General features: G+C 75.2%; 20 protein-coding genes and 2 pseudogenes. 15 read left to right on the top strand and 7 right to left on the bottom strand.

The window, feature by feature from the left end; genetic code table 11:
• From glpK to ACZ6R6_RS20790, 3 genes are all read left to right on the top strand, one after another.
• On the top strand, nt 1–1,162 hold a 1,162-nt coding region (gene glpK, locus ACZ6R6_RS20780), incomplete at its 5' end, for a glycerol kinase GlpK (RefSeq protein ID WP_470095551.1).
• A gap of 95 nt (nt 1,163–1,257) precedes the next feature.
• Entirely contained in the window at nt 1,258–2,952 is a 1,695-nt protein-coding gene (locus ACZ6R6_RS20785) for a glycerol-3-phosphate dehydrogenase/oxidase (RefSeq protein WP_470095553.1), read from the top strand.
• Nucleotides 2,953–3,065: 113 nt separating this feature from the next.
• Nucleotides 3,066–4,676 (top strand): serine/threonine-protein kinase, encoded by a 1,611-nt coding sequence (locus tag ACZ6R6_RS20790; protein ID WP_470095555.1) that lies wholly within the window; start codon nt 3,066–3,068, stop codon nt 4,674–4,676.
• A gap of 117 nt (nt 4,677–4,793) precedes the next feature.
• On the opposite strand, the gene ACZ6R6_RS20795 is transcribed toward ACZ6R6_RS20790, so the two are convergent.
• Complete coding sequence (locus tag ACZ6R6_RS20795) at nt 4,794–7,196, bottom strand: tetratricopeptide repeat protein (protein ID WP_470095557.1); 2,403 nt, start codon at nt 7,194–7,196, stop codon at nt 4,794–4,796.
• Between the two features lie 191 nt (nt 7,197–7,387).
• Here ACZ6R6_RS20795 and ACZ6R6_RS20800 point away from each other — a divergent pair, with 191 nt between their 5' ends.
• Together ACZ6R6_RS20800 and ACZ6R6_RS20805 are read left to right on the top strand one after the other, a co-directional pair.
• Complete coding sequence (locus ACZ6R6_RS20800) at nt 7,388–8,104, top strand: maleylpyruvate isomerase family mycothiol-dependent enzyme (RefSeq protein ID WP_470095559.1); 717 nt, start codon at nt 7,388–7,390, stop codon at nt 8,102–8,104.
• Between the two features lie 251 nt (nt 8,105–8,355).
• Complete coding sequence (locus ACZ6R6_RS20805; protein WP_470095561.1) at nt 8,356–9,006, top strand: phosphatase PAP2 family protein; 651 nt, start codon at nt 8,356–8,358, stop codon at nt 9,004–9,006.
• Here the strand turns inward: ACZ6R6_RS20805 and ACZ6R6_RS20810 are convergent.
• Together ACZ6R6_RS20810 and ACZ6R6_RS20815 are read right to left on the bottom strand one after the other, a co-directional pair.
• The gene (locus tag ACZ6R6_RS20810; RefSeq protein WP_470095563.1) at nt 9,003–9,659 is read right to left on the bottom strand and encodes a response regulator; all 657 of its coding nucleotides are present in this window, start codon (nt 9,657–9,659) and stop codon (nt 9,003–9,005) included. The two genes, ACZ6R6_RS20805 and ACZ6R6_RS20810, sit on opposite strands and share 4 nt — an antisense overlap.
• On the bottom strand, nt 9,656–11,302 hold the full coding sequence (locus ACZ6R6_RS20815; protein ID WP_470095565.1) for a sensor histidine kinase: 1,647 nt from the start codon (nt 11,300–11,302) through the stop codon (nt 9,656–9,658). Before ACZ6R6_RS20815 ends, ACZ6R6_RS20810 begins: the two co-directional genes overlap by 4 nt.
• Nucleotides 11,303–11,511: 209 nt before the next feature.
• On the opposite strand from ACZ6R6_RS20815, the gene ACZ6R6_RS20820 reads away from it, so the two are divergent.
• Nucleotides 11,512–12,180 carry an AIM24 family protein gene (locus ACZ6R6_RS20820; protein ID WP_470095567.1) on the top strand — a complete coding sequence of 223 codons (669 nt, stop codon included), beginning with the start codon at nt 11,512–11,514 and terminating at the stop codon, nt 12,178–12,180.
• Between the two features lie 168 nt (nt 12,181–12,348).
• Nucleotides 12,349–12,546, top strand: a complete 198-nt coding sequence (locus ACZ6R6_RS20825; protein ID WP_470095569.1) for a hypothetical protein — start codon at nt 12,349–12,351, stop codon at nt 12,544–12,546.
• A gap of 130 nt (nt 12,547–12,676) precedes the next feature.
• Here ACZ6R6_RS20825 and ACZ6R6_RS20830 read toward each other — a convergent pair whose 3' ends face one another.
• The 4 genes from ACZ6R6_RS20830 to ACZ6R6_RS20845 all read right to left on the bottom strand — a co-directional run bounded on the left by ACZ6R6_RS20830 (nt 12,677) and on the right by ACZ6R6_RS20845 (nt 15,574).
• Nucleotides 12,677–13,351 (bottom strand): DUF6766 family protein, encoded by a 675-nt coding sequence (locus tag ACZ6R6_RS20830; RefSeq protein WP_470095571.1) that lies wholly within the window; start codon nt 13,349–13,351, stop codon nt 12,677–12,679.
• Nucleotides 13,352–13,446: 95 nt separating this feature from the next.
• The gene (locus ACZ6R6_RS20835; RefSeq protein WP_470095573.1) at nt 13,447–13,836 is read right to left on the bottom strand and encodes a hypothetical protein; all 390 of its coding nucleotides are present in this window, start codon (nt 13,834–13,836) and stop codon (nt 13,447–13,449) included.
• Nucleotides 13,837–13,913: 77 nt separating this feature from the next.
• Nucleotides 13,914–14,873: a glycosyltransferase gene (locus ACZ6R6_RS20840; RefSeq protein ID WP_470095575.1), complete on the bottom strand. Its 960-nt coding sequence runs from the start codon at nt 14,871–14,873 to the stop codon at nt 13,914–13,916.
• Nucleotides 14,870–15,574, bottom strand: a complete 705-nt coding sequence (locus ACZ6R6_RS20845) for a D-glycero-alpha-D-manno-heptose-1,7-bisphosphate 7-phosphatase (protein WP_470095577.1) — start codon at nt 15,572–15,574, stop codon at nt 14,870–14,872. Before ACZ6R6_RS20845 ends, ACZ6R6_RS20840 begins: the two co-directional genes overlap by 4 nt.
• A gap of 187 nt (nt 15,575–15,761) precedes the next feature.
• Between ACZ6R6_RS20845 and ACZ6R6_RS20850 the strand changes: the two are divergent.
• The 8 genes and pseudogenes from ACZ6R6_RS20850 to ACZ6R6_RS20885 form a co-directional block, all read left to right on the top strand.
• A pseudogene (locus tag ACZ6R6_RS20850) lies at nt 15,762–16,805 on the top strand (carbamoyltransferase N-terminal domain-containing protein); the annotation flags it as partial.
• A gap of 655 nt (nt 16,806–17,460) precedes the next feature.
• Nucleotides 17,461–18,537: a glycosyltransferase family 9 protein gene (locus ACZ6R6_RS20855; protein WP_470095579.1), complete on the top strand. Its 1,077-nt coding sequence runs from the start codon at nt 17,461–17,463 to the stop codon at nt 18,535–18,537.
• A pseudogene (locus tag ACZ6R6_RS20860) lies at nt 18,534–19,728 on the top strand (glycosyltransferase). Before ACZ6R6_RS20855 ends, ACZ6R6_RS20860 begins: the two are co-directional and overlap by 4 nt.
• A 2-nt stretch (nt 19,729–19,730) precedes the next feature.
• A complete protein-coding gene (locus ACZ6R6_RS20865; protein WP_470095581.1) occupies nt 19,731–20,282 on the top strand; it encodes a D-sedoheptulose-7-phosphate isomerase in 552 nt (183 codons plus the stop codon).
• Nucleotides 20,279–21,637, top strand: a complete 1,359-nt coding sequence (locus ACZ6R6_RS20870; protein ID WP_470095583.1) for a PfkB family carbohydrate kinase — start codon at nt 20,279–20,281, stop codon at nt 21,635–21,637. The genes ACZ6R6_RS20865 and ACZ6R6_RS20870 overlap by 4 nt, the downstream gene beginning before the upstream one ends.
• A gap of 16 nt (nt 21,638–21,653) precedes the next feature.
• The gene (locus ACZ6R6_RS20875; RefSeq protein WP_470095585.1) at nt 21,654–22,334 is read left to right on the top strand and encodes an SDR family oxidoreductase; all 681 of its coding nucleotides are present in this window, start codon (nt 21,654–21,656) and stop codon (nt 22,332–22,334) included.
• A 16-nt stretch (nt 22,335–22,350) separates the two neighbouring features.
• Nucleotides 22,351–23,487 carry a glycosyltransferase family 9 protein gene (locus tag ACZ6R6_RS20880; RefSeq protein ID WP_470095587.1) on the top strand — a complete coding sequence of 379 codons (1,137 nt, stop codon included), beginning with the start codon at nt 22,351–22,353 and terminating at the stop codon, nt 23,485–23,487.
• Nucleotides 23,484–24,449 (top strand): UDP-glucuronic acid decarboxylase family protein, encoded by a 966-nt coding sequence (locus ACZ6R6_RS20885; protein WP_470095589.1) that lies wholly within the window; start codon nt 23,484–23,486, stop codon nt 24,447–24,449. The genes ACZ6R6_RS20880 and ACZ6R6_RS20885 overlap by 4 nt, the downstream gene beginning before the upstream one ends.
• Nucleotides 24,450–24,469 lie beyond the last annotated feature (20 nt).

A 24,469-nucleotide genomic window follows, 5' to 3' on the forward strand; every position in this document is an offset into this window, starting at 1 on the left:
GGGCGACGTCATCCGCCGCAAGGCCGGGCTGCCGCCGGCGACCTACTTCTCGGCCGGCAAGATCCAGTGGATCCTGGAGAACGTCGAAGGGGTGCGCCGGGCCGCCGAGGACGGCGAGGCGATCTTCGGCAACACCGACACCTGGCTGCTGTGGAACTTCACCGGGGGGACCGACGGCGGCGTGCACGTCACCGACCCGACCAACGCCAGCCGCACCATGCTGATGAACCTGGAGACCCTCGACTGGGACGAGGAACTGCTGTCCTTCTTCGGCATCCCGCGCCGGATGCTGCCCACCATCAGGCCCTCCTCCAACCCGGATCTGTACGGCGTCACCCGGCGCTACGGGCCGTTGAAGGGCGAGGTGCCCCTGTCGGGCGACCTCGGCGACCAGCAGGCGGCGACCGTGGGGCAGGTCTGCTTCGAGGTGGGCGAGGCCAAGAACACCTACGGCACCGGTAACTTCCTGCTGCTGAACACCGGTCACGAGCTGGTGCGGTCGAAGAACGGCCTGCTGACCACGGTCTGCTACCAGTTCGGCGCCGACCGGCCGGTGTACGCGCTGGAGGGGTCGATCGCGGTGACCGGCTCGGCGGTGCAGTGGCTCCGTGACCAGCTCGGCATCATCTCCGGCGCGGCCGAGAGCGAGGCGCTGGCCCGGCAGGTCGACGACAACGGCGGGGTGTATTTCGTGCCGGCCTTCTCGGGGCTGTTCGCTCCCTACTGGCGTTCGGACGCGCGGGGCGCGATCGTCGGGCTGTCGCGTTTCAACACCAACGCCCACATCGCGCGGGCCACCCTGGAGGCGATCTGCTACCAGACCCGCGACGTCGTCGAGGCTATGTACAGCGACTCGGGAGTCGTCCTCGACGTGCTCCGCGTGGACGGCGGCGTCACCGCCAACCGGCTGTGCATGCAGCTCCAGGCCGACGTCCTCGGGGTGCCGGTGTCCAAGCCGGTCGTGGCCGAGACGACCGCGCTCGGCGCCGCCTACGCGGCCGGCCTGGCGCTGGGCTTCTGGCGGTCGACCGACGCGCTCAAGCAGAACTGGAACGAGGCCGAGCGCTGGCAGCCCCAGTGGAGCGACGAAGAGCGTGAGCGGGGCTACGCCGGCTGGAAGAAGGCCGTGGAACGCACACTGAACTGGGTCGAGGTCGACTGACCGGCCGCCGCGGCCGGGCCCCGCCTCTCCGCGAGACCACGCTCGCCCCTGAAGGACGAGACCACGCTCGGCCCTGAAGGAGAGGAAGCCCTACCGTGAAATCTGCAGCATTGGGACCGCAATACCGGGCGACGGCGCTGCGGGAGATGAGCGAGAACCACTACGACGTGCTGGTCGTCGGCGGTGGAGTCGTCGGCGCGGGGGCCGCGCTCGACGCGGTGTCCCGCGGTCTGTCGGTCGCGCTGGTCGAGGCCCGTGACTGGGCGGCCGGCAGTTCGAGCCGGTCCAGCAAGCTGATCCACGGCGGCCTGCGCTACCTCGAGCAGCTCGACTTCCGGCTCGTCCGGGAGGCGCTCAAGGAGCGTCACCTGCTGCTGACCCGGCTGGCGCCCCATCTCGTCCACCCCGTCCCGTTCCTCTTCCCGCTCACCCACCGGATCTGGGAGCGCTTCTACATCGGCGCGGGCATGACCCTGTACGACCTTCTGGGCGGGCTGCGGCCGGTCGTCCCGCGGCACCGGAACCTGAGCCGCCGCCGCGCCCTTGAGGAGGCTCCCGGGCTGAGCCCCGACGCCCTCGTCGGCGCCCTCCGGTATCACGACGCGCAGACCGACGACGCGCGCATGACGCTGACGCTGGTGCGGACGGCCGCGAGCTACGGCGCCACCGTCGTGAGCAGGGCACGCGCGACCGGCCTGCTCCGCGAGGGCGCCCGGGTCGTGGGAGCGCGCGTGGCGGACCTCGAAAGCGGCCAGGAGGTCACCGTCCGCGCGCGTCAGGTGATCAGCGCCACCGGAGTCTGGACGGACGAGACCTTCGCGATGGCGGGCGTCCGGGGGAGCCACACCATGAGGCCGTCGAAGGGCGTGCACCTCGTCGTGCCGCGTGACCGGATCGGGCTCCGCAGCGCCATGATCCTGCGGACCGAGAAGAGTGTGCTCTTCGTGCTCCCGTGGGGACGGCACTGGATCATCGGGACCACCGACACGCAGTGGAACCTCGACAAGGACCGCCCGGTGGCCAGCCGCGCCGACATCGACTACCTGCTCGACCACGTCAACGCGGTGCTGCGCCGGCCGCTGACCCACGACGACGTCGAAGGCGTCTACGCCGGGCTCCGCCCGCTGCTCGCCGGCGACTCGGCGGACACCGCGAAGCTCTCGCGCGAGCACCTGGTCACGGCCCCCCTCCCGGGCCTGGTGGTCGTCGCCGGCGGCAAGTACACCACCTACCGCGTGATGGCCAAGGACGCCGTCGACATGGCCGCGCGAGAGCTCGGCACCGCCGTACCGGAGTCGGTCACCCACCGGGTCCCGCTCCTCGGGGCGGCCGGGTACGAGGCGCTGTGGAACGGGCGGCACGGCCTGGCCGGGCGCTCGCGGCTGAGCGTCGCCTCGGTGGAACGGCTCCTGCGCCGCTACGGGTCGGAGGTCGAGGAACTGCTGGACCTGGTCGCCGCCGACCCCGCACTGGGGCGGCCGCTCCACGGGGCGCCGGACTACCTGGGGGCCGAGGCCGTCTACGCGGCCTCGCACGAGCAGGCGCTGCACCTGGAGGACGTGCTGACCCGCCGTACCCACGTCTTCATGGAGGAGCGGGACCGCGGCCTCGCCGCCGCGGCAGAGGTGGCCGCCCTCATCGCCCCGGTCCTCGGCTGGGACGACGACACGGTGCGGCGTGAGACGGAGCGGTACCGGCTGTACGTCCAGGCGGAGCTCGCCGCGGAGCGGCGGCCGGACGACGCGGCGGCGGCGGAGGCCCTGCGCGCCGTCCCGGAACCGTCCGTCTGAGCCGACGGGACCCGGACGGCCGCTGTCATGATCGGTTCCTGCGGGCACCACCCCGGCCGGGCACCCGTAAGGTGGGGTCCCAATTGCCGGGCTCGGAATCGATGGCGGGAATCGTGGGTGATTGGGAACGGCCGCCGGCCATGCTCGCCGGCCGGTACCGGCTGGAGGAGCTGATCGGCCGGGGCGAGACGGGCGAGGTGTGGCGCGGTCATGATCTGCGGCCGGGCTGGCCGGTGGCGGTCAAGATCCTGTCGCCGCGGGTGGCCGACATCTCGATGCGCGAGCGGTTCGCCCGGGAGGCGCGGACCGCCGCCCGGGTCGTCCACCCCAACGTGGTGACGGTGTTCGACGTGGGCGAGCACGAGGGCCGGCCGTTCCTGGTGATGGAGCTGCTGACCGGCCGCGATCTCGCCACCGAGCTGGCCGAGAACGGGCCGCTGAGCGTCCCGGCGATGTGCCGCCTGGCGGGGCAGGCGGCGCTCGGGCTGGACGCCGCGCATCGGGCCGGAGTCGTGCACCGCGATGTCACGCCGGCCAACCTGCACCAGAGCGCGGACGGCGTGCTCAAGGTGGTCGACTTCGGGACGGCCCGGGTCGCGACCGAGGCCGCGGTACGGCTGACCTCCGGGAGGAGCGGCATCGGCACGGCCGCCTACCTGTCGCCCGAGCAGGTTCTCGGCGGGGCCGGGAACGCGGCCTCCGACCTCTACGCGCTCGGCTGCGTCTGTTACGAGCTGCTGTGCGGGCGTCCCCCGTTCACCGGGCCGGCGACGGAGCTGGCCGCCCAGCACGTCCACGACCGTCCGGACCCGCCCAGCCGGTACCGCCCGGACGTCCCGGCGGAGCTGGAGAGGCTGGTGCTGGCCCTGCTGGAGAAGGACCCGGCCGCCCGGCCCGCCAGCGGCGAGGTCGTCCGCCGGGTGCTGGCCGACGTCGCCCGCCACGCGGCGCACCGTGCCCATGACACCGCGGCGCACCGCGTCCATGAGGGCGCGGTGTCCCGGGGCTCCGGCGCCGAGGCGCCCCGGGCCCACGACACGGTGCGGTCCCGGGGCCATGAGGCCGCACCGCCCAGGGCTCCCGGCGCCGAGGCGCCCCGGGCCCACGAGACCGCGGTGTTCCCCGTACCGGACCTCGGCCCGGTGGCGGAGCCCGGTGCTCCGGGGGAGCCTCGGGTGGCGGAACCCGCGCCGGGCCGCCTGCGGAGGTGGCACGCGGGGGCCGCGCTGGGCGTGGTCGCCGTGCTCGTGGCCGGGGCCCTGTGGACGTCGGCCCCGTCGGCCCCGTCGGATCCGGTGAGCTCGGTCACCACCGCCGCGGCCCCGTCCGGAACGCCGTCCGTGCCGCGGTCACCGTCGCCGACCGCCTCGCCGAGCGCGTCCCCGGCCCCCAGCCGGACCCGGCCGTCGCCGCGATCGGCGGCGGAGGAGTGGCGGGCGCGGCTGCTGGCCTTCGGCCGTGCCGTCACCGACCAGGAACGGCGCGGAGGCATCGATCCCAAGCTGGCCCGCAAGGTCCGGGAGAAGATCGCCAAGATCGCCCGGAAGATCCAGGAGGGCAAGAGCGGGGACGTCCGCCACGAGCTGCGTGGGATCGGCCGTGACCTGGTCAAGGCGCGGCGGGAGGGCGGGCTCGCCTCCGAAGGGCCGCTCATCGCCTTCCTGCGCGAGTCCGGGGTCAACCTCACGTCGCGCGGCCGCGACTCCGACGATGACGACGACTGACCCGCCGCCCGCCGGGTCCCCGCCCCCGCCCCCGCCCCCGCCCTCGCCGGAGCGGGGGCGGGGGACCCGGCGGGCATCGGGGGACCCGCGTCAGGGGGCCGCATCGAGAGGCCCGCGTCAGGGGGCCTGCCCGGCATCCGGCAGGGTGGCGCTGAGCAGGCGCGCCCGGGCCAGCACCTCCTCCGCCTCCGCGTGGTTGCCGAGATCCTCCAGGAGCCGACCGAGGTCGGTCAGTGAGCCGGCGAGGGAGCGACGGTGCAGGGCCGGCTCCCGTGTGGCGAGCCCGCGGTCGATCTCGACGGCGCGGCGGCGGTGGTCGAGCGCCTCGTCGGCGCGGCCCGCCTGGCGCAGGTAGCCGGCCAGCTCGCCGAGCGCCCAGGAGAGCAGGGGCAGCTGCTCGGGCTCGTCCTCGACGACGGCGGTGAGGAGATCCACGGCCTTCTGCTGGACCGCGACGGCCTCGTCCGGGCGGAGCAGGTCGTCCAGGCAGGCGGCCATGAGGCAGAGCGCGCGGGCGTAGGGGGACGCCGAGGCGTCCGGCTGCCGCATCGACGTGATCTCCCACAGCGTGACCGCCCGGATCAGGTGCTCCAGGGCCGCCTCCGGCTGCCGGGCGCCGACCAGCTGCTCGCCGAGGGCGGTGAAGGCGTCGACCGGGTTGTCCGCCGCCGCGAGCAACCTGTCGGTCACCGTCTCGGTGTCGCGGCGCAGGCAGCTCAGGACGAGGAGCTGCCTGCGCAACGTCACCGCGAGCTTGGCGCCGTGGCCGAGATCTTCCCAGATGGAGGCCGCCCGTTCGAGCAGGGGCAGAGCCTTCTCGTGGTTCTCCCGGTCGCAGTGCCGTACGGCGAGGCTGTCAAGCTCGTCGGCCAGTTTGCCCAGGTATGAGCCCGGGTCGAGGGACGCGAGGTCCTCGTAGAGGTCCACAGCCCGGGCTGTCGCCCGGACGGCGCGCCCGTGGTGCCCGGCGTCCGCCGCCCGGGCGCCCAGGTGGGACAGGGCCTCCGCCATTCCCGCCCGCCGGCCGGCCGTTCCCATCGGATGCTCGGCCGCCTCCGTCCGGTGCTCCGCCGTTCCCGCCCGCCGGCCGGCCGTTCCCGCCGGGTGCCCGGCCGTCCTCGCCAGGTGGTCCGTCTCGGCGGGGGAGGCCCCGCCGTACAGGTCGGCCGCCAGCTGCGCCGCGTCCACCGCCTCCTCGGGGCGGCCGAGCAGGGCCAGGTAGACGCTCTGCGCGACCCACGCGTCGGCCAGGCCGGATCGGGAGCGGTCCGGGGCGCGCCAGGCCAGCTCCCCGTACAGCGTGAGCGCCCGCTCCAGGCAGGCCGCCGCCCGCTCCGGCCGCCCCAGCCGCTCGTGGTAGCGGCCCAGGTTGTGCAGTGCCTGGGCGAGGTCGTGGCCGTGGTCGCCGTTACCGTCGCCGTGCAGACGCTCCAGCAGGCTCACGGTGCGCTCGCCCGAGGTGGCCGCCTGCTCGAACTGCCCGCACTCCTCCCGCAGGAGGCTCAGACAGCCCAGGGCGGCGGCCAGCCCGGCCGCCCAGCCGGGGTCGTTGTCGTAGAGGCGCTGGAGGAGCTCCACCGACTCGCGCACCGCCTCCGCTGCCTCCGCGGCCCGGCCGGCGCCCCGGAGGCTGATGCCGAGGTTGTGCAGGGCGGTCGCCAGCCGCGCGGGGTCGCCGATCTCCCGCAGCAGCGCGGTGGCCGCGGCGGCGGCCTCGACCGCCTCCGCGCTCCGGCCCACCGCGGTCAGGACGACGCCCAGCCGTTCCTGGACGTCGGCTCGGGACTCCTCGCCGCCCGGGCACTCCCCGTAGAGCGCCGCGGACTCCTCCAGCGCGGAGACCGCGGCCCCGTGCTGCCCGCTCTCTTCGAGGTCCCAGCCGAGGCGGTCGAGGGCGCGGGCCAGCTCCGGGGTCCAGCCGGAGTCGCCGTCGCGGGCCTCCCGGCACAGCGCGACGGCCTGGCGCATCGCGCCGGCGGCGTCGCCGAGCCGGCCGAGCTCACGGTGGACGTGCCGCAGGTTGTGCAGCGAGCGCAGCAGCTCCGGGCGGTAGCCGGCCGGGTCGGCGCCCGCGAGCGCCCGGTACATCCCGGTGGAGGTCAGGACGGCCTCCAGCGCGCTCGCGGGCTCACCCAGCCGCAGGTCGATCCCGGCCATGCCGTCCAGGGCCAGGGCGTGCCGGAAACGCAGGTCCGGACCGTCCTGGCCGAGCCCGGCGTACGCCCGGACGGTCTCGACGGCCACCTGCCTCGCCTCGTCCCACAGCTCGCTCGCGGTCAGCTCCTCCCGGAGCTCCTGCAGGGCCGCGGCCACGGCGAGGCGGTGCCGGGGCGGCAGCCGGCGGGCCCGCTCCAGCGCCCGCCTCGCGGTGCCGAGGGCGGCCTCGCGGTCGCCCTCCTCCCGTTGCAGGCCGAGCAGGTGGTTGAGGTCGGCGAGCTGTTCGTAGTCCGTCTCCCAGCCGTCGTCGGCCCGCCCCGCGTGGACCCCGTCCTCGGCCGGGTTCATCGATGTCTCCCTCACCGCTCCACCTTCGCGGCTGCCGCTTGTCCTTCGCTTGAAAGCCGGTGAACGCCGGCCGCGGAGAGGGAGACGGTTCAGCGGGTCGAGCCGGCGCGGGAGGGGCTCCGCGCGGCGGCCGGCCTGACCGCCGCGCGCCGTCCGGGCCGCCGCCCTGCGATGTATGGCACCCCTTTCCCGGGTACCTCTGACGCATGACCTCACCCACGAAGGACCCGCTGGCGGGTCTCGACCCCTTTGACATCTTCGACACCGAGGCGGCCCGCCTGGACCGCCACTTCTCCCGGCTCGACGACGAGGGCTGGGAGCGCCCCTCGCGGTGCGCGGGCTGGTCGGTCCGCGACGTCCTGGGCCATCTGGCCGGCGAGGAGCTGTACAACCACGCCTGCCTGGACGGCGACGTCCAGGGCTTCACCGCGATGCTCGGACGCGAGGGCGTCACCGGTGGCTTCAACGGCTTCAACGACTGGTGCGTACGGCGCAGCCGCGGCATGCCGGTGGAGGAGGTGCTGGAGGAGTGGCGGCGGGCGAACGGCGAGACGCGCGGGCGCATGCGCGCGCTCGGCCGCGACGCGGAGCTGCAGACCCTGGCCGGCCCGTATCCGGTGGGCCTGCAGACCTTCCACTACGACTCCGAGTACGCCACCCACGCCGACGACGTGGGCGCTCCCGTGCCGGACGACGAGGCCGGCGAGCGGGCCCGGTGGCGGGCCGAGGTGGCCGCCGCCGTGCTGGCGGAGCAGGGATCGCAGGCGCAGGTCGAGCTGACCGCCGAGCGGATCTGGGTGCACGCCGCCGGTGCGAGCGCGCAGCTGTCCGTCCCCGAGTTCGTCGAGGCGACGGTGGGCCGGCTGCCGGACGGCCACCCGCTCGACCGCAGGCTCAGGGCGGCCCTGCGCTGCCTGGCCTGATCACTCACGGGTCCGGGCCGGTCCCGCCCCCGCCCTCCGTCCCCGCCGGACGTCCCCGGGGCCCCGCCCCGCCGGACGTCCCCGGCCGCCCCTCCGGCCCCACCGGACGTCCCCGGTGATCCCCGGACCCGCCGGACGCCCCGGGTGACCTTGCCGAAAGTCAATGCCGATCGGTGACGATCGGCGACTGCCCGCCTGACCTCCCGGTTCCTACAGTCGTTCGCGACCTGCAGGGACGACGTGGAGGAAATGTGAGCGATCAGATCGAGGACGTGCCCGACGTCAGCGCCGAGCTGTACCGCGAGATAACCGAGTTCGCGCAGAGCACCCCGCCCTGGTTCCAGACGCTGGCCGAGATCGGCACGGAGGCCGTGCTGCTGCTGTTCGCGGCGCTCTTCCTCGCCGCCTGGTGGCGGGCCCGCAGCCAGGACACCCGGACGATGACGCTGGCCCTGCTCGCCCCCGTCGCGATGGTGGCGGCCTACGTGATCAGCGAACTGTCCAAGGGCCTGATGGAGGAGGACCGGCCCTGCCGGGTCCTGCGCGGCGTCTCCGCCATCGCCGAGTGTCCTCCGTACGGGGACTGGTCCTTCCCCAGCAACCACGCGACGCTCGTGGCCGCCGCGGCGGCCGCCCTGACCGTCGCCTGGCGGCGGACCGCCCCCTACGTGCTGGTCCTCGCCGTGCTGGGAGCCTTCTCCCGGGTCTTCGTCGGCGTGCACTATCCGCACGACGTCATCGCGGGCTCCCTGCTCGGCGCGGTGGTGGCGCCGCCGCTGATGCTGGCCCTGACACCCCTGCTCACCCCGCTGGTGGCGCGCCTGCGCGAGGGAGGCCCGCTGCGCCCGGCGCTCACCGCGGCGGCGGCCGCCGACCGCGCCGGGCACGCCCGGAGGGGCTAGCCGCGCTCGACCAGATCGGCCTCGTGGGCGATGACGGCGGCCTGCACCCGGTTGCGCACGCCGAGCCGGCCCAGGATCGTGCTGACGTAGGTCTTCACGCTGCCCTCGACCAGGTGCAGGCGCCGGGCGATCTCCGCGTTGGACATGCCCGCGCCGACCAGGCCCAGGACCTCACGCTCACGCCTGGTGAGGACCTCGATCCGCTCGCGGGCGGCGTTCGCGCGCGCCATGCGCCCGCCGGCCAGCTCGCCGATCACCCGTGCGGCCACCTTGGGCGACAGGTAGGCGCCGCCCTCGGCCGCCGCCCGCACCCCCAGCAGGAACTCCCGGGGGTCTCCGGTCTTGAGCAGGAACCCCGCGGCGCCGTCGGCGAGCGCCCGCGCGATGTAGGAGTCCTTGCCGAAGGTGGTCATGATCAGGACCGCCGTCCCGGGCACCGCCCGGCGGATCTCGGCGGTCGCGGCCAGCCCGTCGAGCTCCGGCATGCGGATGTCGACCAGGGCGACGTCCGGCCGGTGCGCGCGGACCAGTTCGACCAGCGCCCGCCCGTCCCCGGCCTCGGCGACCACCTCGATCTCGGGGTCGGCCGACAGGATCATCCGCACCCCCGCGCGGATCAAGGTCTCGTCGTCGGCCAGCACCACTCGGATCAATGTCTTCCCTCCTGCCGGGTGGTCGCCCGCCGGGCCGGGGCGGCGGGCAGGAAGTCCTTGCCCGCCAGCCGGCCGTCCTTGAAGCACAGCCGGTAGAGCTCCCCCCGGTCCCCGCCGAACGGGTTGCGGTGCGCGCCGTAGTGGAGGCACTCGGCCCCGTCGGGCACCGGCGGTCCCGGCCGCCCCACGGCGTCGGCCCGGGTCCGGGCCGGCAGCACCGCCTCCACCTCGCTCCGATTCTGCCCCACCCACAGCCGGTCGAAGTCGGTGGGCGGCAGGGCGGAGGTGACGGTGTCGTAAGTCATGAACCCGCCCACGCCCACCGCCGCGCCCGCGCAGGTCGCCACGGCCGCGCCGATCGCCAGGGTGCGGGCGCGGCGCACCCGCCGCCGCGCCTGTTGCAGGCGGACGGCGGACGGCGACGGGATCCGGCTCTCCCCGGCCGGGCCCGGCACGTGCGGCAGCCGTGCCGTCACCTCGAAACCGTCGCCGCACCGGCCCGCCCGGAGGGACCCGCCGCACAGGCGGACCCGCTCGGCCAGGCCGATCAGCCCGTGGCCCCCTCCCGCGATCAGGCCCTCCCGGCCCTGGTCGCCCCTGCGGCCGGACACCGGGCCCGCGGGCGGCGCGCCGTTGGTCACGGTCACCACGGTCTCGTCCGCCAGCTGGTCGAGCCTGACCGTCACCGGTGCCCCCGCGGCGTGCTTGACCGCGTTCGTCAGCGCCTCCTGCACCACGCGGTAGACGGCGCGCTCCACCATCGGGGTGGGCCACCCGCCCTCCCGCGCGCCGTGCGCCTCGACCGGGACGCCGGAGGCGGCGGCCCGCCGCACCAGCTCCGCGACGCTCTCCCCGGGCAGGTCCGGCGCGGCCGGGGCGGTGTCGTCGCGGAGCACCTCGATGATCTCCTGGAGGCGCTCGGAGGCGGCGGTGACCGCCCTGCGGGCCTCGCCGGCCGCGTCGCGATGGCGGGCGTCGAGGTCCGGCGCGACTTCGAGCCCGCCGATCCGCAGCGCGATCAGGCTCAGCTCGTGCCCGAGCAGGTCGTGCATGTCCCCGGCGATGCGCGTGCGCTCGCGCAGCCGGGCCTGTTCGGCCACGATCCGCTGGGCGCGTTCCAGCTGCTCGGCGCGTTCCCAGCCCGAGCGGGCCAGCTCCAGATGATGGTGCCTGCCCCGCCCGGTCAGCCAGGGGACGGCCCCGAACAGGGCGACCCCCACGACCGCGACGAACCCGACCGCGGAGCCGCCGGTCAGGACGGATGCGAGGACCGCCGTCACGGCGGCCGTCCCGGCCAGCCCGAGCAGCCCGGGCCGCGTCCGTGCCGTCCGTACGCCCGCCAGATAGCTCATGACGACCATCGCCGGGAAGAAGGGGACGACGCCCACCGCCGTTTCGCCGCGGGACAGCAGTGAGATCTCCCACAGCGCCGCGGTGAGGAGCATCGACGCCGGTGGGAAGGGCCGGCCGAGCGCCACCGCCGCGCCCGTGAGGACCAGCCCCGCCGTCACCTCCCACCACGCGTAGGCGTCCTCGGCGGAGGTGAATCCCGCCCACAGCACGGGCAGGCACACAGCCGCCCACAGCAGGGTCTCCGTGAGCACGTGATACCGGCTGATCCGGTCAGCCGCCGACTTCCTCATCCGGTTGACGCTACCCAGTCGCCAGGGGGGCTCCACCGCCGGAAGTCAGACAGGGCGCCGGCGGCCGGTCCCTCCCCCAGCGGTCCGTGGGGTCGGTCCTCACCGGTCTGTAGGGTCGGTCCCACCGGCGCGGGGAACCCGCATCCGGCCCCGTTCGTCACTTCTCATGCGGTCTCCCGCGGCTCCTCGACGATGAAAGGCCTCACCCCGTGCGTAGCTCGTTCTTCGGAAACCTGGACCAGGGCCAGGTCCCCGGCCACTTCGCCCTGCAGAACTCCAAGATGCTGCGGGTGCAGCTCAACGGGGAGGTGCTGGCGCGGCAGGGGTCGATGGTCGCCTTCCAGGGGCAGATGGACTTCGACTACGAGGGGTCCGGCGGGGTCGGGCGGTTCCTGAAGAAGATGGTCACCGGTGAGGGCGCGCCGCTGATGCGGGTCCGCGGGCAGGGCACGCTCTTCGTGGCCAACAACGCCGACGACGTGCACCTGTTCTATCTGGAGAACGAGGCCATCACCGTCAACGGGACCAACCTGCTGGCCTTCGACCCGCAGCTCGCCTGGGACATCCAGCGGCTGCAGGGCGCCGGCATCGCCACCGGCGGCCTGTTCAACACCACGGTCCAGGGCACCGGCTGGGTGGCGGTCACCGCGCACGGCGCGCCGGTGCTGCTCGACACCTCCTACGCGCCGACCTTCGCCGACAGCCAGTCCGCGGTCTGCTGGAGCGCCGGGCTGCGGGTGGGCGTCAACCGCACCCTCAAGGCGGGGGCGCTCATCGGGCGGGGGAGCGGCGAGGCCGCGCAGCTCGCCTTCCAGGGGCAGGGCTTCGTCCTGGTCCAGGCCAGCGAGGGCCCGATCGTCCCGCAGTCCAACGGCTGACCGGCGCGGCGGGGCGCCTCCTCCCTTTTGGAGAGCTTTGCCGGCACGAGCTATAAGGCGCCCCGCGGCGGATAGGGACTCCCTGTGTGTCGATGATCGCGTCTCCCCGGTCGCCGGACGGTCCGCACCGCCCCGGCCGAGGGGCCTTTTCGAGGACGGGGCAACCCCATGACTGAGAGCGACCCGGAGAGCACCTCCCCCGAACCCCCGGCCCAGGTGCCGGACGACCGGGAGGACGCCGCCGGCATCGGAGCCCCCACCGGCATAGATCCCGGCGGTCCCACGCCGCAGATCCCCGACGACCGCAAGGGCGCCGCCGGATCCGAGGCGTGGCGTCCCGAGGGCCAGGGCGACGACGGAGGGTGACCGCCGCTCCGGCGGGCCCGGCCGGTCACGCGGACGGCCCGCCGTATCCGGGGAGTCCGGGTACGGCGGGTCCGTCCGCGCGCGGTGCCGGCCCACCGGCGGGGCGGTGCCGGGCCGCGGCCGGTCCGGGTCAGCCCTCGACGTCGGTCTCCCGGTGCGGGGCGCCGACGGGCTTGGACTCGGGCGATCCGCGCTGGCGCAGGTAGATGGAGAAGACGACCATCGACAGCACGGCCAGCAGCTCCGACTGCCAGTTCTGCAGGGTGCGGTCCCAGAAGTCGCCCGAGGTGACGTAGCCGCCCCAGCTCAGGGGGTCCTGCAACTGGGCGAGCTGCTGCTGGTTGTAGCTCGCCCGGCCGGCCACCGACTGGCCCAGCCACGACAGCACGAAGATCACGCCCATCAGCACGCCGAGAGAGTTGCCGTACAGCGTCTGCCGGAGCCCGGTCGCCCTGGCCCACCGCGGGCTGCCGGGCTCGGCGTGCCGTCCGGTCTTCTGCTCGGCGTCGCTCCCCCCGCCCTCCTCCCCGGGCTTCTTCGACTCCGGAGAGCCCCGCTGCACCAGCCAGACCGTGGCGAGGATGAACAGCAGGAACTGCAGATACTCCGACTGCCAGTTCTCCGCGACGTCGACGGCGAAGTCGGAGGAGGTGACGTAGTGCAGCCAGGAGATCGGCTCGGCCCCCTCGCTGAGCCGCTGGTCGTTGGTGGCGGCGTTCCCCGCGAAGGACTGGCCGAGCAGCGCCAGCAGGAAGGTGACCAGGAAGAACAGGCTGAGGCTGTTCTCCTTGACGAATCGTTTCATCAGCGTCCCCCTAGCGCTGCAGCAGGCCGATGGCGAAGACGTAGATCAGGCCGACCACGACGAGGGTGAGGGTCGTGACGAACATGACGCGCATGTCAGGCCTCCACTTCGCAGCTGTAGGGCAGGTCGCCGCGGGGCCGGCAGCCCGCGCCGCGCACCAGCCAGCCACGGGGGAAGCGGTGCAGGAAGACGGTGTCCCGCGTGAGCCGCACCTGGGCCTCGTCGCCCCAGACGTCGATCCCGCGCGGCCGCCCACCGGGCAGATCGAGGTCGAGGACGGCCTTGGCGCACGTCTGGCCCCCTGTCTGCAGGCTCTCGGCCGCCTTCGGCGCCAGCAGCGCGCAGGCCTGCTCACCCTGGCGGCTGTGCAGGGCGGCGTAGAACCGCGTCACCGCCTGCTCGGCGGGCCCTTTCTCCGCGGACGCGCAACCGGCCAGCCCCGTCACCACCGCGGCCAGCGCCACCAGCGTGATTGGAGTCTTCATCCGCCGCTCCTTCCCCCCTCGACGCAAAAGTCACCCGGTCCGGGGAACCTGGCCGTCCGGGGCGGGGCCGCGGCGCCTCAGCGTCCGGCGGCCCCGGCGAGGACGCGGTCCCAGTCGGCCAGGAAGCGTCCGAGGCCGTAGCGCGCGAGCGCGGCGGCGCGGGCGGCCTTCCCGCACTGCCGGGCTCTGGCGGGGTCGGTGACGAAGGTCTCCAGCGCGGCGGTGAGGGTGGCGACGCGGGTCGAGATCACCCCCGCCTCCGGCGGCACCGCCTCCACGGCCTCGGTGGCGGCCAGCGCCACGACGGGCATGCCGAGCAGCATGGCCTCGATCAGGGAGAGACCGAGCGAGGTCCACCGGTAGGGGTGCAGGTAGACGCGCCGCCGGGCGAGCTCGGCGTGCATCGCCTCCTGGGGCAGGTCCTCGAAGGTCCCGAAGGGGAAGCGGAGCCGGTGCGGCAGGCCGGTGACCTTCATGCCGAAGACGTCGATCGGGGCCGCGGAGGCGAGCCTGGGCAGCAGGTCGGTCCCGGCGACCCGCTCGCGCCGGATGGGCTCGTTGACCACGGCGCCGGCCCGCGGCAGCTCGCCCGTGTAGCGGTGGCCGGGGTCGACGACGCCGTGCTCGACGACCTGGGTGGGTGCCCTGCCGGAGTCCCAGAACAGGTCGTTGAAGTGGGTGACGTGGATCAGCGGGATGTCGTCGCGGCCGGCCAGCGGGTGGCGGGTGCCGGGGACGTCGCCGGCCGGGGCGTTGTGCTCGACGTAGACGGCGGGCAGGTCCCGGCCCGGGCGGCGGCCCAGCCAGCGCCGGACGAGCTCCAGCTCGTGGGGGCGCTGCAGCACGACCAGGTCGACCTCCTCGCCGTGGAGCCGGTCCCACGGCACCTCGCGCACGGTGGCGGGCCAGGGGTAGGTCCGGGCCCGGCCGCGCCCGTCGGGGCCGCGGTCGGGGACGAGCGGCACGAGATAGTCGTGGGCGCCCTGCACGAACGCCGTCGTCCAGGACCCGTGCACGTGCCAGAGCAGGACCCTCACCGCAGGGCTCCGGCGTCCGAACGGCCCCCGCCCCGGGCCTGAGGCGGACCGCCCGCGGTGCCGGTCCCGGGCGGTGGACCGCCCGCGGTGCCGGCCCGTGGCGTCTCGCCCACGGTGTCGGTCCCGGGCGGTGGACCGCCCGCCGTGCCGGTCCGGGCCGCACTGTCCGCGGTGGCGGCTCCGAGCACCAGGTCCACGGCGGTGGCGAGATCGCCGGCCACCTCCGTGGCGGCTGTGATCTCGCCGGGCAGCGTCCGCGGGGTGGGGACGAGGACGCCCCGGGCCCCGGCCGCCTGGGCGGCCTCCACGTCCCGGCCGATGTCCCCGATGACCACGCAGTCGCGGGCGTCCACGCCGAGCGCCGCCGCCGCCCGCAGCACCAGCCCGGGAGCCGGCTTGCGGCATCCGCACCCGTCGTTCTCGCCGTGCGGGCACACCACCCAGACGTCGAACGGGCCCAGCAGCTCCTCCACCCGCGCGTTGACGGCGCGCAGCTCCTCGGCGCCGACGAGCCCCCGGGCCACCCCGGACTGGTTGGTGACCACGCCGACCGGCACGCCCGCCCGGCGGACCCGGTCGACCGCGGAGCGGGCTCCGGGCACGGGCTCCACCCGGCCGGGGTCGCGGTTGTAGGGGACGTCCACGATCAGGGTGCCGTCACGGTCGAACAGGACGGCGGCTGGATGTCGGCGGCTCGGCACGGGCGTCTCCAGTGTGTCTCTCGTCAACGGGCTCGCCGCCCTGCGGGCCGCTGAACAAGCCCTCCAAAGTGTTACAGAGCGTGACATATGACGATATGCAGATCTCTTACCAGGACTTTTCCCCGTTCTTTCGTTTTGAGAACCGCTCCTCTCGGTAGTTAACCAGTTACATACGAGAGGCGAATCCATGAGATTTCTCGGGATAAACGCGATCTTCCATGACCCCGCGGCGGTGCTGGTGGTCGACGGAGAAGTCGTCGCGGCCGCGGAGGAGGAGCGGTTCAGCCGCCGCAAGCACGGCAAGCGTCCGGTCCCCTTCTCCGCCTGGGAGCTGCCCGAGCGCGCCGCCGCCTGGTGCCTGGAGCAGGCCGGTCTGCGCCCGGAGGATCTCGACGCCGTCGCCTACTCCTATGACCCTGACCTGGTGCGGCCCGGACTGCAGGGCCTCGACGAGGGCTGGGAGGACCTGCGCACCACCTACGCCCGCCGGGCCCCGGCCTTCCTGGCCACCGCTCTTCCGGGGCTGGACTCCGCCCAGGTCCGCTACGTGCCCCACCACGTCGCGCACGCGGCCTCGGCGGGCCTGGCCGCGCCGTACCGGGACTCGGCGGTGCTGGTCTGCGACGGGCGGGGAGAGGCGGTCTCGCACCTGGCCGGGCACTACCAGGACGGAGAGCTGACCGTGCTGGCCGCCCAGGAGCTGCCGCACTCGCTCGGGCTGATGTACGAGGAGGTCACCGAGCACCTGGGATTCCTGCGCTCCAGCGACGAGTACAAGGTCATGGCCCTGGCCTCCTACGGAGAGCCGCGCCACCTGGGGGAGCTGCGCGAGCTGGTCTACCCCACCGGCGACGGCGGCTTCCGGGTCGAGCCGGTCGACTGGAGCGCCTACGCCAAGGCGCTGGGCAGGGGCGATCCCTGGACCGAGGAGCACGCCGACCTCGCGGCGAGTGTCCAGGCGCGGCTGGAGGAGGTGCTGCTCGACCTCGCCGCCGACCGCATCGTGGCCTGGTTCCAGGGCCGCAGCGAGTACGGCCCGCGCGCGCTCGGCCGCCGCTCGCTGCTGGCCCACCCCGGGCGGGCCGCCAACACCGAACGGCTGAACGCCGTCAAGGGCCGCGAGCAGTTCCGCCCGATCGCCCCGATGGTGCTCGCCGAACGGGCTGAGGAGATCTTCGCAAGGGGCCCGATCCCCAGCCCCTACATGCTCTTCGTGCACGACGTACGGCCCTCCGCGCCGACCTGGCCGGCCTGCCCGAGGAGGTGGCCGGCAGCCAGGGGCGCATCGAGGTGCCGCCGCCGACCGGCCGCAGGCCCACCGACGCGGAGCGGAACACCGCGGGACTGGCGGAGGCCCGCTGGATCACCGCCGACATGGCCTACCGGCGCACCGCGCTGGAGCGGACGGGCGGTTTCGACGAGCGCTTCCCCCGCGCCTACCGGGAGGACGCCGACCTCGCACTGCGGATGTTCGCAGCCGGATACCGGCTGGTCAGAGGCGAGCGGGTCACCCGGCACCCGGTCCGCGACGACGGCCCGTGGGCCAGCGTCCGCCTGCAGCGCGGCAACGCCGACGACGCGCTCATGCGCCGCGTGCACGGCCCCGGCTGGCGGGCCGCCATCGGCGGCGCGCCCGGCCGGCTGCGCAGGCACGCCCTGGTCACCGGGCTCGGCGCGCTCGCGGCCGTGCTGTGGACGGTGCGGCCGGGCCGGACGGCCGCCGCGGCCGGAGCGGCGTGGGCGCTGCTCACGGCCGAGTTCGCCTGGGCCCGCATCGCACCGGGACCGCGTACGAGAGAGGAGATCCGGAGGATGATGGTCACGAGCGTGGTCATCCCGCCGGTGGCCTGCGTGCGCCGCCTCGCGGGAGAAGTGCGGGTCCGGAGATGACCGCCGGCACCGTCCTCGTCGTGCGCCCGGACAACGCGGGCGACGTCCTGCTGGCCGGGCCCGCCGTCCGCGCGGTCGCAGAGGGGGCCAGGCAGGTCGTGCTGCTGGCCGGGCCGCGCGGCCGCGCGGCCGCCGAGCTGCTGCCCGGCGTGTCCAGGGTGGTGGAGTGGCGGACGCCGTGGATCGACCCCAGCCCTCCGCCCATGACCGGCCCGCACGCCCTGCGGCTGATGCGGGCCGTCCAGGAGACGGCCCCCGAGCTCGCGCTGGTCCTCACCTCCTTCCACCAGTCGCCGCTGCCGATGGCCCTGCTGCTGCGGCTGGCGGGGACGCCGCGGATCGCCGCGATCTGCGCCGACTACCCCGGCTCGCTGCTCGACGTGCGGCACGTCGTCGACGAGGACGTGGACGTGCCGGAGGCGGAGCGCATGCTCGGGCTGGCCAGAGCCGCGGGGTTCGAGCTGCCACCCGGCGACGCCGGAGCGCTCGCCGTGCGGCGCCCGCTGCCCGAGGTCGGGCACCTGACGGGGCCGCCCGGCTACGTGGTCGTGCACCCGGGAGTCTCCGCCCAGGCCAGGGCATGGCCGGCGGAGAACTGGACGAGGACGGTCCACGACCTCGTCCGCGCGGGCTGGCGGGTCATGGTGACCGGCGGCCCGGGCGAGCGCGCGCTCACCGCGCGGGTGGCCGGCGGCCGGCCCGCTCCGGAGGTCGCCGGCGACGGCCACGTCTGGGAGTCCGTGGCCGACCTGGGCGGGCGGACCACCTTCGCCGAGCTCGCCGCGGTGCTCGCCGGGGCGAGCGTGGTGGTCGTGGCCAACACCGGCCCGGCGCACCTCGCCGCGGCCGTCGGCACTCCCGTGGTCAGCCTCTTCGCCCCCGTGGTCCCGGCCGCCCGCTGGGCGCCGTACGGCGTGCCCGCCGTGCTGCTCGGCGACCAGGACGCCCCGTGCCGGGGCAGCCGGGCCCGGGTGTGCCCGGTCCCCGGCCATCCCTGCCTGTCGTCCGTGCCAAGCGCCCGCGTCGTCGAGGCCGTCAACCACCTGGCTTCCGTGAAGGAGGTCGTCCATTGAGGATCGCCTTGACATCGGAGCACGCGAGTCCCCTGGCAGCGGTCGGCGGCGTCGACGCGGGCGGGCAGAACGTCCACGTCGCGGCCCTGGCGGCCGCACTGGCCGAGCGGGGGCACGAGGTCACCGTCCACACCCGCCGCACGGACGCCGGCCAGCCCGACAGGGTCCCCGCCGGCCCCGGCCTGACCGTCGAGCACGTTCCCGCCGGCCCTCCCATCGCGCTCCCCAAGGACGAGCTCCTGCCGTACATGACGGCCTTCGGCGCGCATCTCGCCAGGCAGTGGGCGGACCGGCCGCCCGACGTGGTCCACGCCCATTTCTGGATGAGCGGCCTGGCCACGCTGACGGCCGCGCGGGGGCTCGGCGTACCGGTCGTGCAGACCTTCCACGCCCTGGGCACGGTCAAGCGGCGCTGGCAGGGCGCGGCCGACACCAGCCCGCCCGGGCGGATCGCCGCCGAGGCCGGCATCGGGCGCCGGGCCGGCGCCGTCGTGGCCACCTGCCGTGACGAGGTCGGCGAGCTCCTGCGGATGGGGATCGCCGCCGAGCGGATCGCCGTCGTGCCGTGCGGGGTCGATCTCGGCCTCTTCCGGCCGGACGGGCCGGTCGCCCCCCCGCGGGCCGGGGCCGCGCGTCCTCAGCATCGGCCGCCTGGTCCCCCGCAAGGGCGTGGACACCGTCGTGCGGGCCCTGCGCCACCTGCCGGAGGTCGAGCTGCTGATCGCCGGAGGGGCGCCGGCGGACGAGGAGACCGTACGGCTGGCCCGCCTGGCCGACGGTTACGGCCTGTCGGACCGGGTCCGCCTGCTCGGCAGCGTCGGCCGTGCCGAGGCCCCGGCGTTGATGCGCTCGGCCGACGTCCTGGTGACGGTCCCCTGGTACGAACCGTTCGGCATGGTCCCGGTGGAGGCGATGGCCTGCGGGGTGCCCGTGATCGCCTCCGCGGTCGGCGGCCACCTCGACACGGTCGCGGGGTGCGGGGTGCTGGTGCCGCCGCGCCGCCCGCACGCCCTGACCCGGGCCCTGCGGGAGCTGCTGAGCCGTCCGGACCTGCGGGCGTCGCTCACGGCGGCCGGTGCGCGGCGCGTGCGGACGAGGTACGGCTGGCCGGAGGTGGCCGCCCGCACCGAGGCCGTCTACCTGGACGTGCTCGCCGCGCGCCGGGCCCGGATCGCGGTGGCGGGAGGCTGACCGTGCACCCACATCTGTCGCGACTGAGCGCCGCGCTGTCGGCGGTGAGCGCCGACACGGCGACGATCTCCGTGTGGGGCCGCGAGCTCGCGGCCGTGCTGGCGGGCGGCGGCCGGCTGCTGGCCTGCGGGAACGGCGGCTCCGCCGCCGAGGCCCAGCACCTGACCGCCGAGCTGGTCGGGCGCTTCCGCGTCGACCGGCCCCCCTACGCGGCGATCCCGCTGCACGCCGACACCTCCAGCATCACCGCGATCTCCAACGACTTCGGGCCGGAGGAGGTGTTCGCCCGCCAGGTGCGGGCGCACGGCAGACCCGGCGACGTCCTGATGTGCCTGTCCACCAGCGGGGCGAGCGAGAACGTCCTGGCCGCCGCGCGCACCGCCCGGCGGGCCGGCATCGTGGCCTGGGCGCTGACCGGCCCGGCGCCCAACCCGCTCGCCGCGCTCTGCGACGACGCCCTGGCCGTGCCCGCCGAGGACGCCGCGACCGTGCAGGAGGTGCACCTCGCCGTGATCCACATGCTCTGCGACGCGATCGAGGGAGCCCCGGGATGAGCGCCGGGCCGGTCGTGGTCATCGGCGACACGCTGCTCGACGTGGACGTCGAGGGGGACGCCGATCGCCTCTGTCCGGACGCCCCCGTCCCCGTCGTGACCGGCGGCCGCGAGCACCGCCGCCCCGGCGGAGCCGGTCTCGCGGCGGTCCTGGCGGCCGAGAACGGGGCCGAGGTGGTCCTGGTCACCGCCGTCGGCGACGACCTGCCAGGCAGGTGTCTGCTGGGCCTGCTCTCCGGCCGGGTGGAGGTGGTCCGGCTGCCGCTGCTGGGGACCACGATCACCAAGACCCGCGTCCGGGTCCGGGGCCAGACGCTGCTGCGGATCGACACCGGTGACGGCCGCGCCGAGGCGGACCTGGACGGGGCCCGCGCCCGCCGGATCGCCGCCCTCCTGCGGGGCGCCGGCGCCGTCCTGGTGTCCGACTACGGCCTCGGGGTCGCCGAGGCCGCCAGGGGCGCGCTGTCGACCCTGCCGGCGCCGCTGGTCTGGGATCCGCATCCGCGGGGCCTGGCGCCGGTGCCCGGATGCACGCTGCTCACGCCGAGCGAGTCCGAGGCCCGGCTGCTGAGCGCGCAGCCCGGCGTCTCCGCCGACCAGGCCGCCCGCCATCTCGTCCGCGTCCTGCGCGCGAAGGCGGTGGCCGTCACGGTGGGCGCCCGAGGGGCCGTGCTGGCCCGGCGGGACGGCCGGTCCGTCCGGGTGCCGCCGCCGGTCTGCGCGGCCGGCCTGGACGCCTGCGGGGCCGGCGACCGCTTCGCCGGGGCCGCCGCGCTCGCGCTGGGCGAGGGCGCGTCCGTCGAGGACGCCGTCGTGATGGGGGTGGGGGAGGCGGCCCGCTTCGTGGAGGGCGGGGGAGCGGCGGCGGTCCGGCTGCCCGCGCCCGTGCCCGGGGACCGGCCGCGCACCGCGCTGGAGGTGGCCGACGCCGTCCGCGCCACCGGAGGCCGGCTCATCGCCACCGGGGGCTGCTTCGACCTGCTGCACGCCGGCCACGTCAGCCTGCTCCGCCGGGCCAGGGCGATGGGCGACGCGCTGATCGTCTGCGTCAACTCCGACGGCTCCGTCCGGCGCCTCAAGGGTCCCGGCCGCCCCGTGGTCGGTGAGCTGGACCGGGTCGAGGTGCTGCGCGCGCTGGAGTGCGTGGACGCCGTGGCCGTCTTCGACGAGGACACCCCCGTCGCGATGATCGAGCGGCTGCGGCCCGACGTGTGGGTCAAGGGCGGCGACTACGAGGCCCTCGACCTGCCCGAGACCGAGACCGTACGCCGGGCGGGCGGGGAGAGCGTGATCCTGCCCCGCGTGTCCGGCCGGTCCACGACCGGCCTGATCGCCGCCGCGAGGGCGGCCAGGTGACCGAGGAGGAACGTCCATGCTGGGAAACATCCTGATCACCGGCGGCGCGTCGGGGCTGGGCCGGGCCGTGGCCGTGGCCGTGGCCAAGGCGGGGGGCCGTCCGCTGGTCGTCGACGTCGACCCGCCCGAGGACGGCGGCGACCACGTCATCGCCGACCTCGCCGACCGCGCGCGGGCCGAGCGGGCGGTGACCGAGCTGGCCGGCCTGGCCGGCGGGCTCGACGGCGTCGTGACCGCCGCCGGCATCGACGCCTGCGGGCGGCTCTCCGACGTCCCCGCCGCCGCCTGGGACCGGGTCGTGCAGGTCAACCTGCTCGGCACCGTCTCGGTGGTCCGCGCGGCCCTGCCGTACCTGCTCGCCTCCCGGGGCAGGATGGTCACCTGCGCCTCCACCCTGGGGCTGCGGGCGCTGAGCGACGCGACGGCCTACTGCGCCTCCAAGTTCGCGGTGGTCGGGTTCACCCGGGCCCTGGCCGCCGAACTGGCGGGGGAGGTGGGGGTGACGCTGCTGGTCCCCGGGGGCATGAACACGCACTTCTTCGACGATCGCGACGAGCGTTACCGGCCGGGCCCCGACGCCCGGCTCAACCAGCCGGAGGACGTGGCCGCGACCGTCGTCTTCGCCCTCGGCCAGCCCGCGGGCTGCGAGGTCAGGGAACTGGTCGTCTGCCCGTCCACGGAGACGTCATGGCCGTGACGGGCCGGGGACCGGCATGACCGCGGGCGGACGGGCGGCGGACGGGGGAGCGCCGGCCGTGATCGTGCTGCGCGGTCTCGGCCTCGGTGACCTGCTCACCGCGGTCCCCGCCCTGCGCGCCCTGCGGCGGGCCTGTCCCGGCCACCGGATCGTGCTGGCCGCGCCCGCCTCGCTGGCGCCCCTGGTGCCGCTGATCGGCGCGGTGGACGGGCTGCTCGACGTGTCGGGGCCGGGGCCGCTCCCGCCCGGCGTGTCCGCCGACATCGCGGTCAACCTGCACGGCAGAGGGCCGCAGAGCATCGCCGCGCTGCGCCGTGCCGGCCCGGGACGGCTGCTCACCCACGCGCATCCGGACTTCCCGGACACGAGGGGGCCGTCCTGGCGGGGCGACGCGCACGAGGTCCGGCGCTGGTGCGACCTGCTCGGCTGGTACGGCGTCGCGGCCGATCCGGCCGACCTGAGGCTGGAACTCCCCCTGTCCTGGGGGAGCGCGTCGGTGACCACCCGCCTGGGAGCGGTCGACCCGGCGCGGGAGGCCGTACCGTCGTGGGAGCCCGAGCCGGTCGTGGCCGGCCCGGCGGAGGCGGGGCCGGGGGAATCCGCGTCCGGACGGCCGGGGAGGTCCGAGTCCGGACGGATGGGAAGGCTGGGCAGGTCCGCGTCCGGACGGCCGGGGCCGGTCGTCGTCCATCCGGGAGCGGCCGACCCGGCCAGGCGCTGGCCGCCGGAGCGGTTCGCCCTGGTGGCCGTCGCGCTGCGGCAGGCCGGCCACGGAGTGGTGATCACCGGGAACGCCGGCGAGCGGGTGCTCGCCGAGCGGGTGGCCTCCCTCGCCCGGCTGCCGGAGGCGTGCGTGCTCGCCGGCCGCACCGGTCTGCGCGAGCTGGCCGCGCTGGTGGCCGGGGCCCGGCTGGTCGTCTGCGGCGACACCGGCGTGGCCCACCTCGCGAGCGCGTTCGCCACCCCCTCCGTGGTGCTGTTCGGGCCCGTCTCGCCCGCCCTGTGGGGGCCGCCCCACGGGCCGCATGTGGCCCTGTGGGCGGGGCGCTCCGGCGACCCCCACGGGGAGCTGCCCGATGAGGGCCTGCTGGAGATCGGCGTCCTGGAGGTCCTCGACGCCGCCGTCAATCTGCTGGAGGTAAGCGTCCGATGAACACGCGACGGGTGGTGGTGACCGGCGGAGCCGGTTTCCTCGGGTCCTACCTGTGCGAGCGCCTGCTCGCCGAGGGGGCGGGGGTGGTCTGCATGGACAACTTCCTGACCGGCTCGCCCCGCAACGTCGAGCACCTGATCGGCCGGGCCGCCTTCCGGCTGGTCGAATGCGACCTCACGGGGTTCGTCCACGTCCCCGGCGACGTGGACCTGGTGCTCCACTTCGCCTCGGCGGCCTCTCCCGCCGACTACCTGCGCCATCCGATAGAGACGCTCAAGGTGGGCAGTATCGGCACGCTGCACGCCCTCGGGCTGGCCAGGGAGAAGGACGCCCGCTTCGTGCTGGCCTCCACCAGCGAGGTGTACGGCGACCCGCTGGAGCACCCGCAGCGGGAGACCTACTGGGGCAACGTCAACCCGGTGGGGCCGCGGAGCGTGTACGACGAGGCCAAGCGCTTCGCCGAGTCGCTGACCACGGCCTACCGCAACTCCCACCGGGCCGACACCGCGATCGTACGGATCTTCAACACCTACGGCCCGAGGATGCGGCCCCACGACGGCCGGGCCATCCCCACCTTCATCCGCCAGGCCCTGCGCGGTGAGCCGATCACCGTGACCGGCGACGGCACGCAGACCCGGTCCATCTGCTATGTGGACGACACGGTCGAGGGCATCCTCGCCCTGGCCGACAGCGACTTCGAGGGCCCGGTCAACATCGGCAACCCGGCGGAGCTGTCCGTGCTCTCCCTCGCCGAGACGGTCCGCCGGCTGGCCGGCTCGGACTCGCCGATCCACTTCGTCGACCGCCCCGCCGACGACCCGGAGATCCGGCGCCCCGACACCTCGCTGGCCGCCTCCCGGCTGGGCTGGGCGCCGAAGGTGGACATCGTCGACGGGCTGAGCCGCACCATCTCCTGGTTCATGGACGAGCTGCGCGAACCGGAGAAGCTGGTCCGCCGCTAGGCGGGCCGGGTCCCGCTCCG

Source organism: Streptosporangium sp. NPDC048886, from assembly GCF_055586905.1.

Bases quoted from the DNA above. Each gene is read 5' to 3' on its own strand.
- ACZ6R6_RS20855 (WP_470095579.1), top strand. From the start codon at position 17,461: ATGACCGCCGGCACCGTCCTCGTCGTGCGCCCGGACAACGCGGGCGAC.
- ACZ6R6_RS20870 (WP_470095583.1), top strand. From the start codon at position 20,279: ATGAGCGCCGGGCCGGTCGTGGTCATCGGCGACACGCTGCTCGACGTG.
- ACZ6R6_RS20835 (WP_470095573.1), bottom strand. From the start codon at position 13,836: ATGAAGACTCCAATCACGCTGGTGGCGCTGGCCGCGGTGGTGACGGGG.
- ACZ6R6_RS20825 (WP_470095569.1), top strand. From the start codon at position 12,349: ATGACTGAGAGCGACCCGGAGAGCACCTCCCCCGAACCCCCGGCCCAG.
- ACZ6R6_RS20885 (WP_470095589.1), top strand. From the start codon at position 23,484: ATGAACACGCGACGGGTGGTGGTGACCGGCGGAGCCGGTTTCCTCGGG.
- ACZ6R6_RS20875 (WP_470095585.1), top strand. From the start codon at position 21,654: ATGCTGGGAAACATCCTGATCACCGGCGGCGCGTCGGGGCTGGGCCGG.
- ACZ6R6_RS20815 (WP_470095565.1), bottom strand. From the start codon at position 11,302: ATGAGGAAGTCGGCGGCTGACCGGATCAGCCGGTATCACGTGCTCACG.
- ACZ6R6_RS20800 (WP_470095559.1), top strand. From the start codon at position 7,388: ATGACCTCACCCACGAAGGACCCGCTGGCGGGTCTCGACCCCTTTGAC.
- ACZ6R6_RS20830 (WP_470095571.1), bottom strand. From the start codon at position 13,351: ATGAAACGATTCGTCAAGGAGAACAGCCTCAGCCTGTTCTTCCTGGTC.
- ACZ6R6_RS20880 (WP_470095587.1), top strand. From the start codon at position 22,351: ATGACCGCGGGCGGACGGGCGGCGGACGGGGGAGCGCCGGCCGTGATC.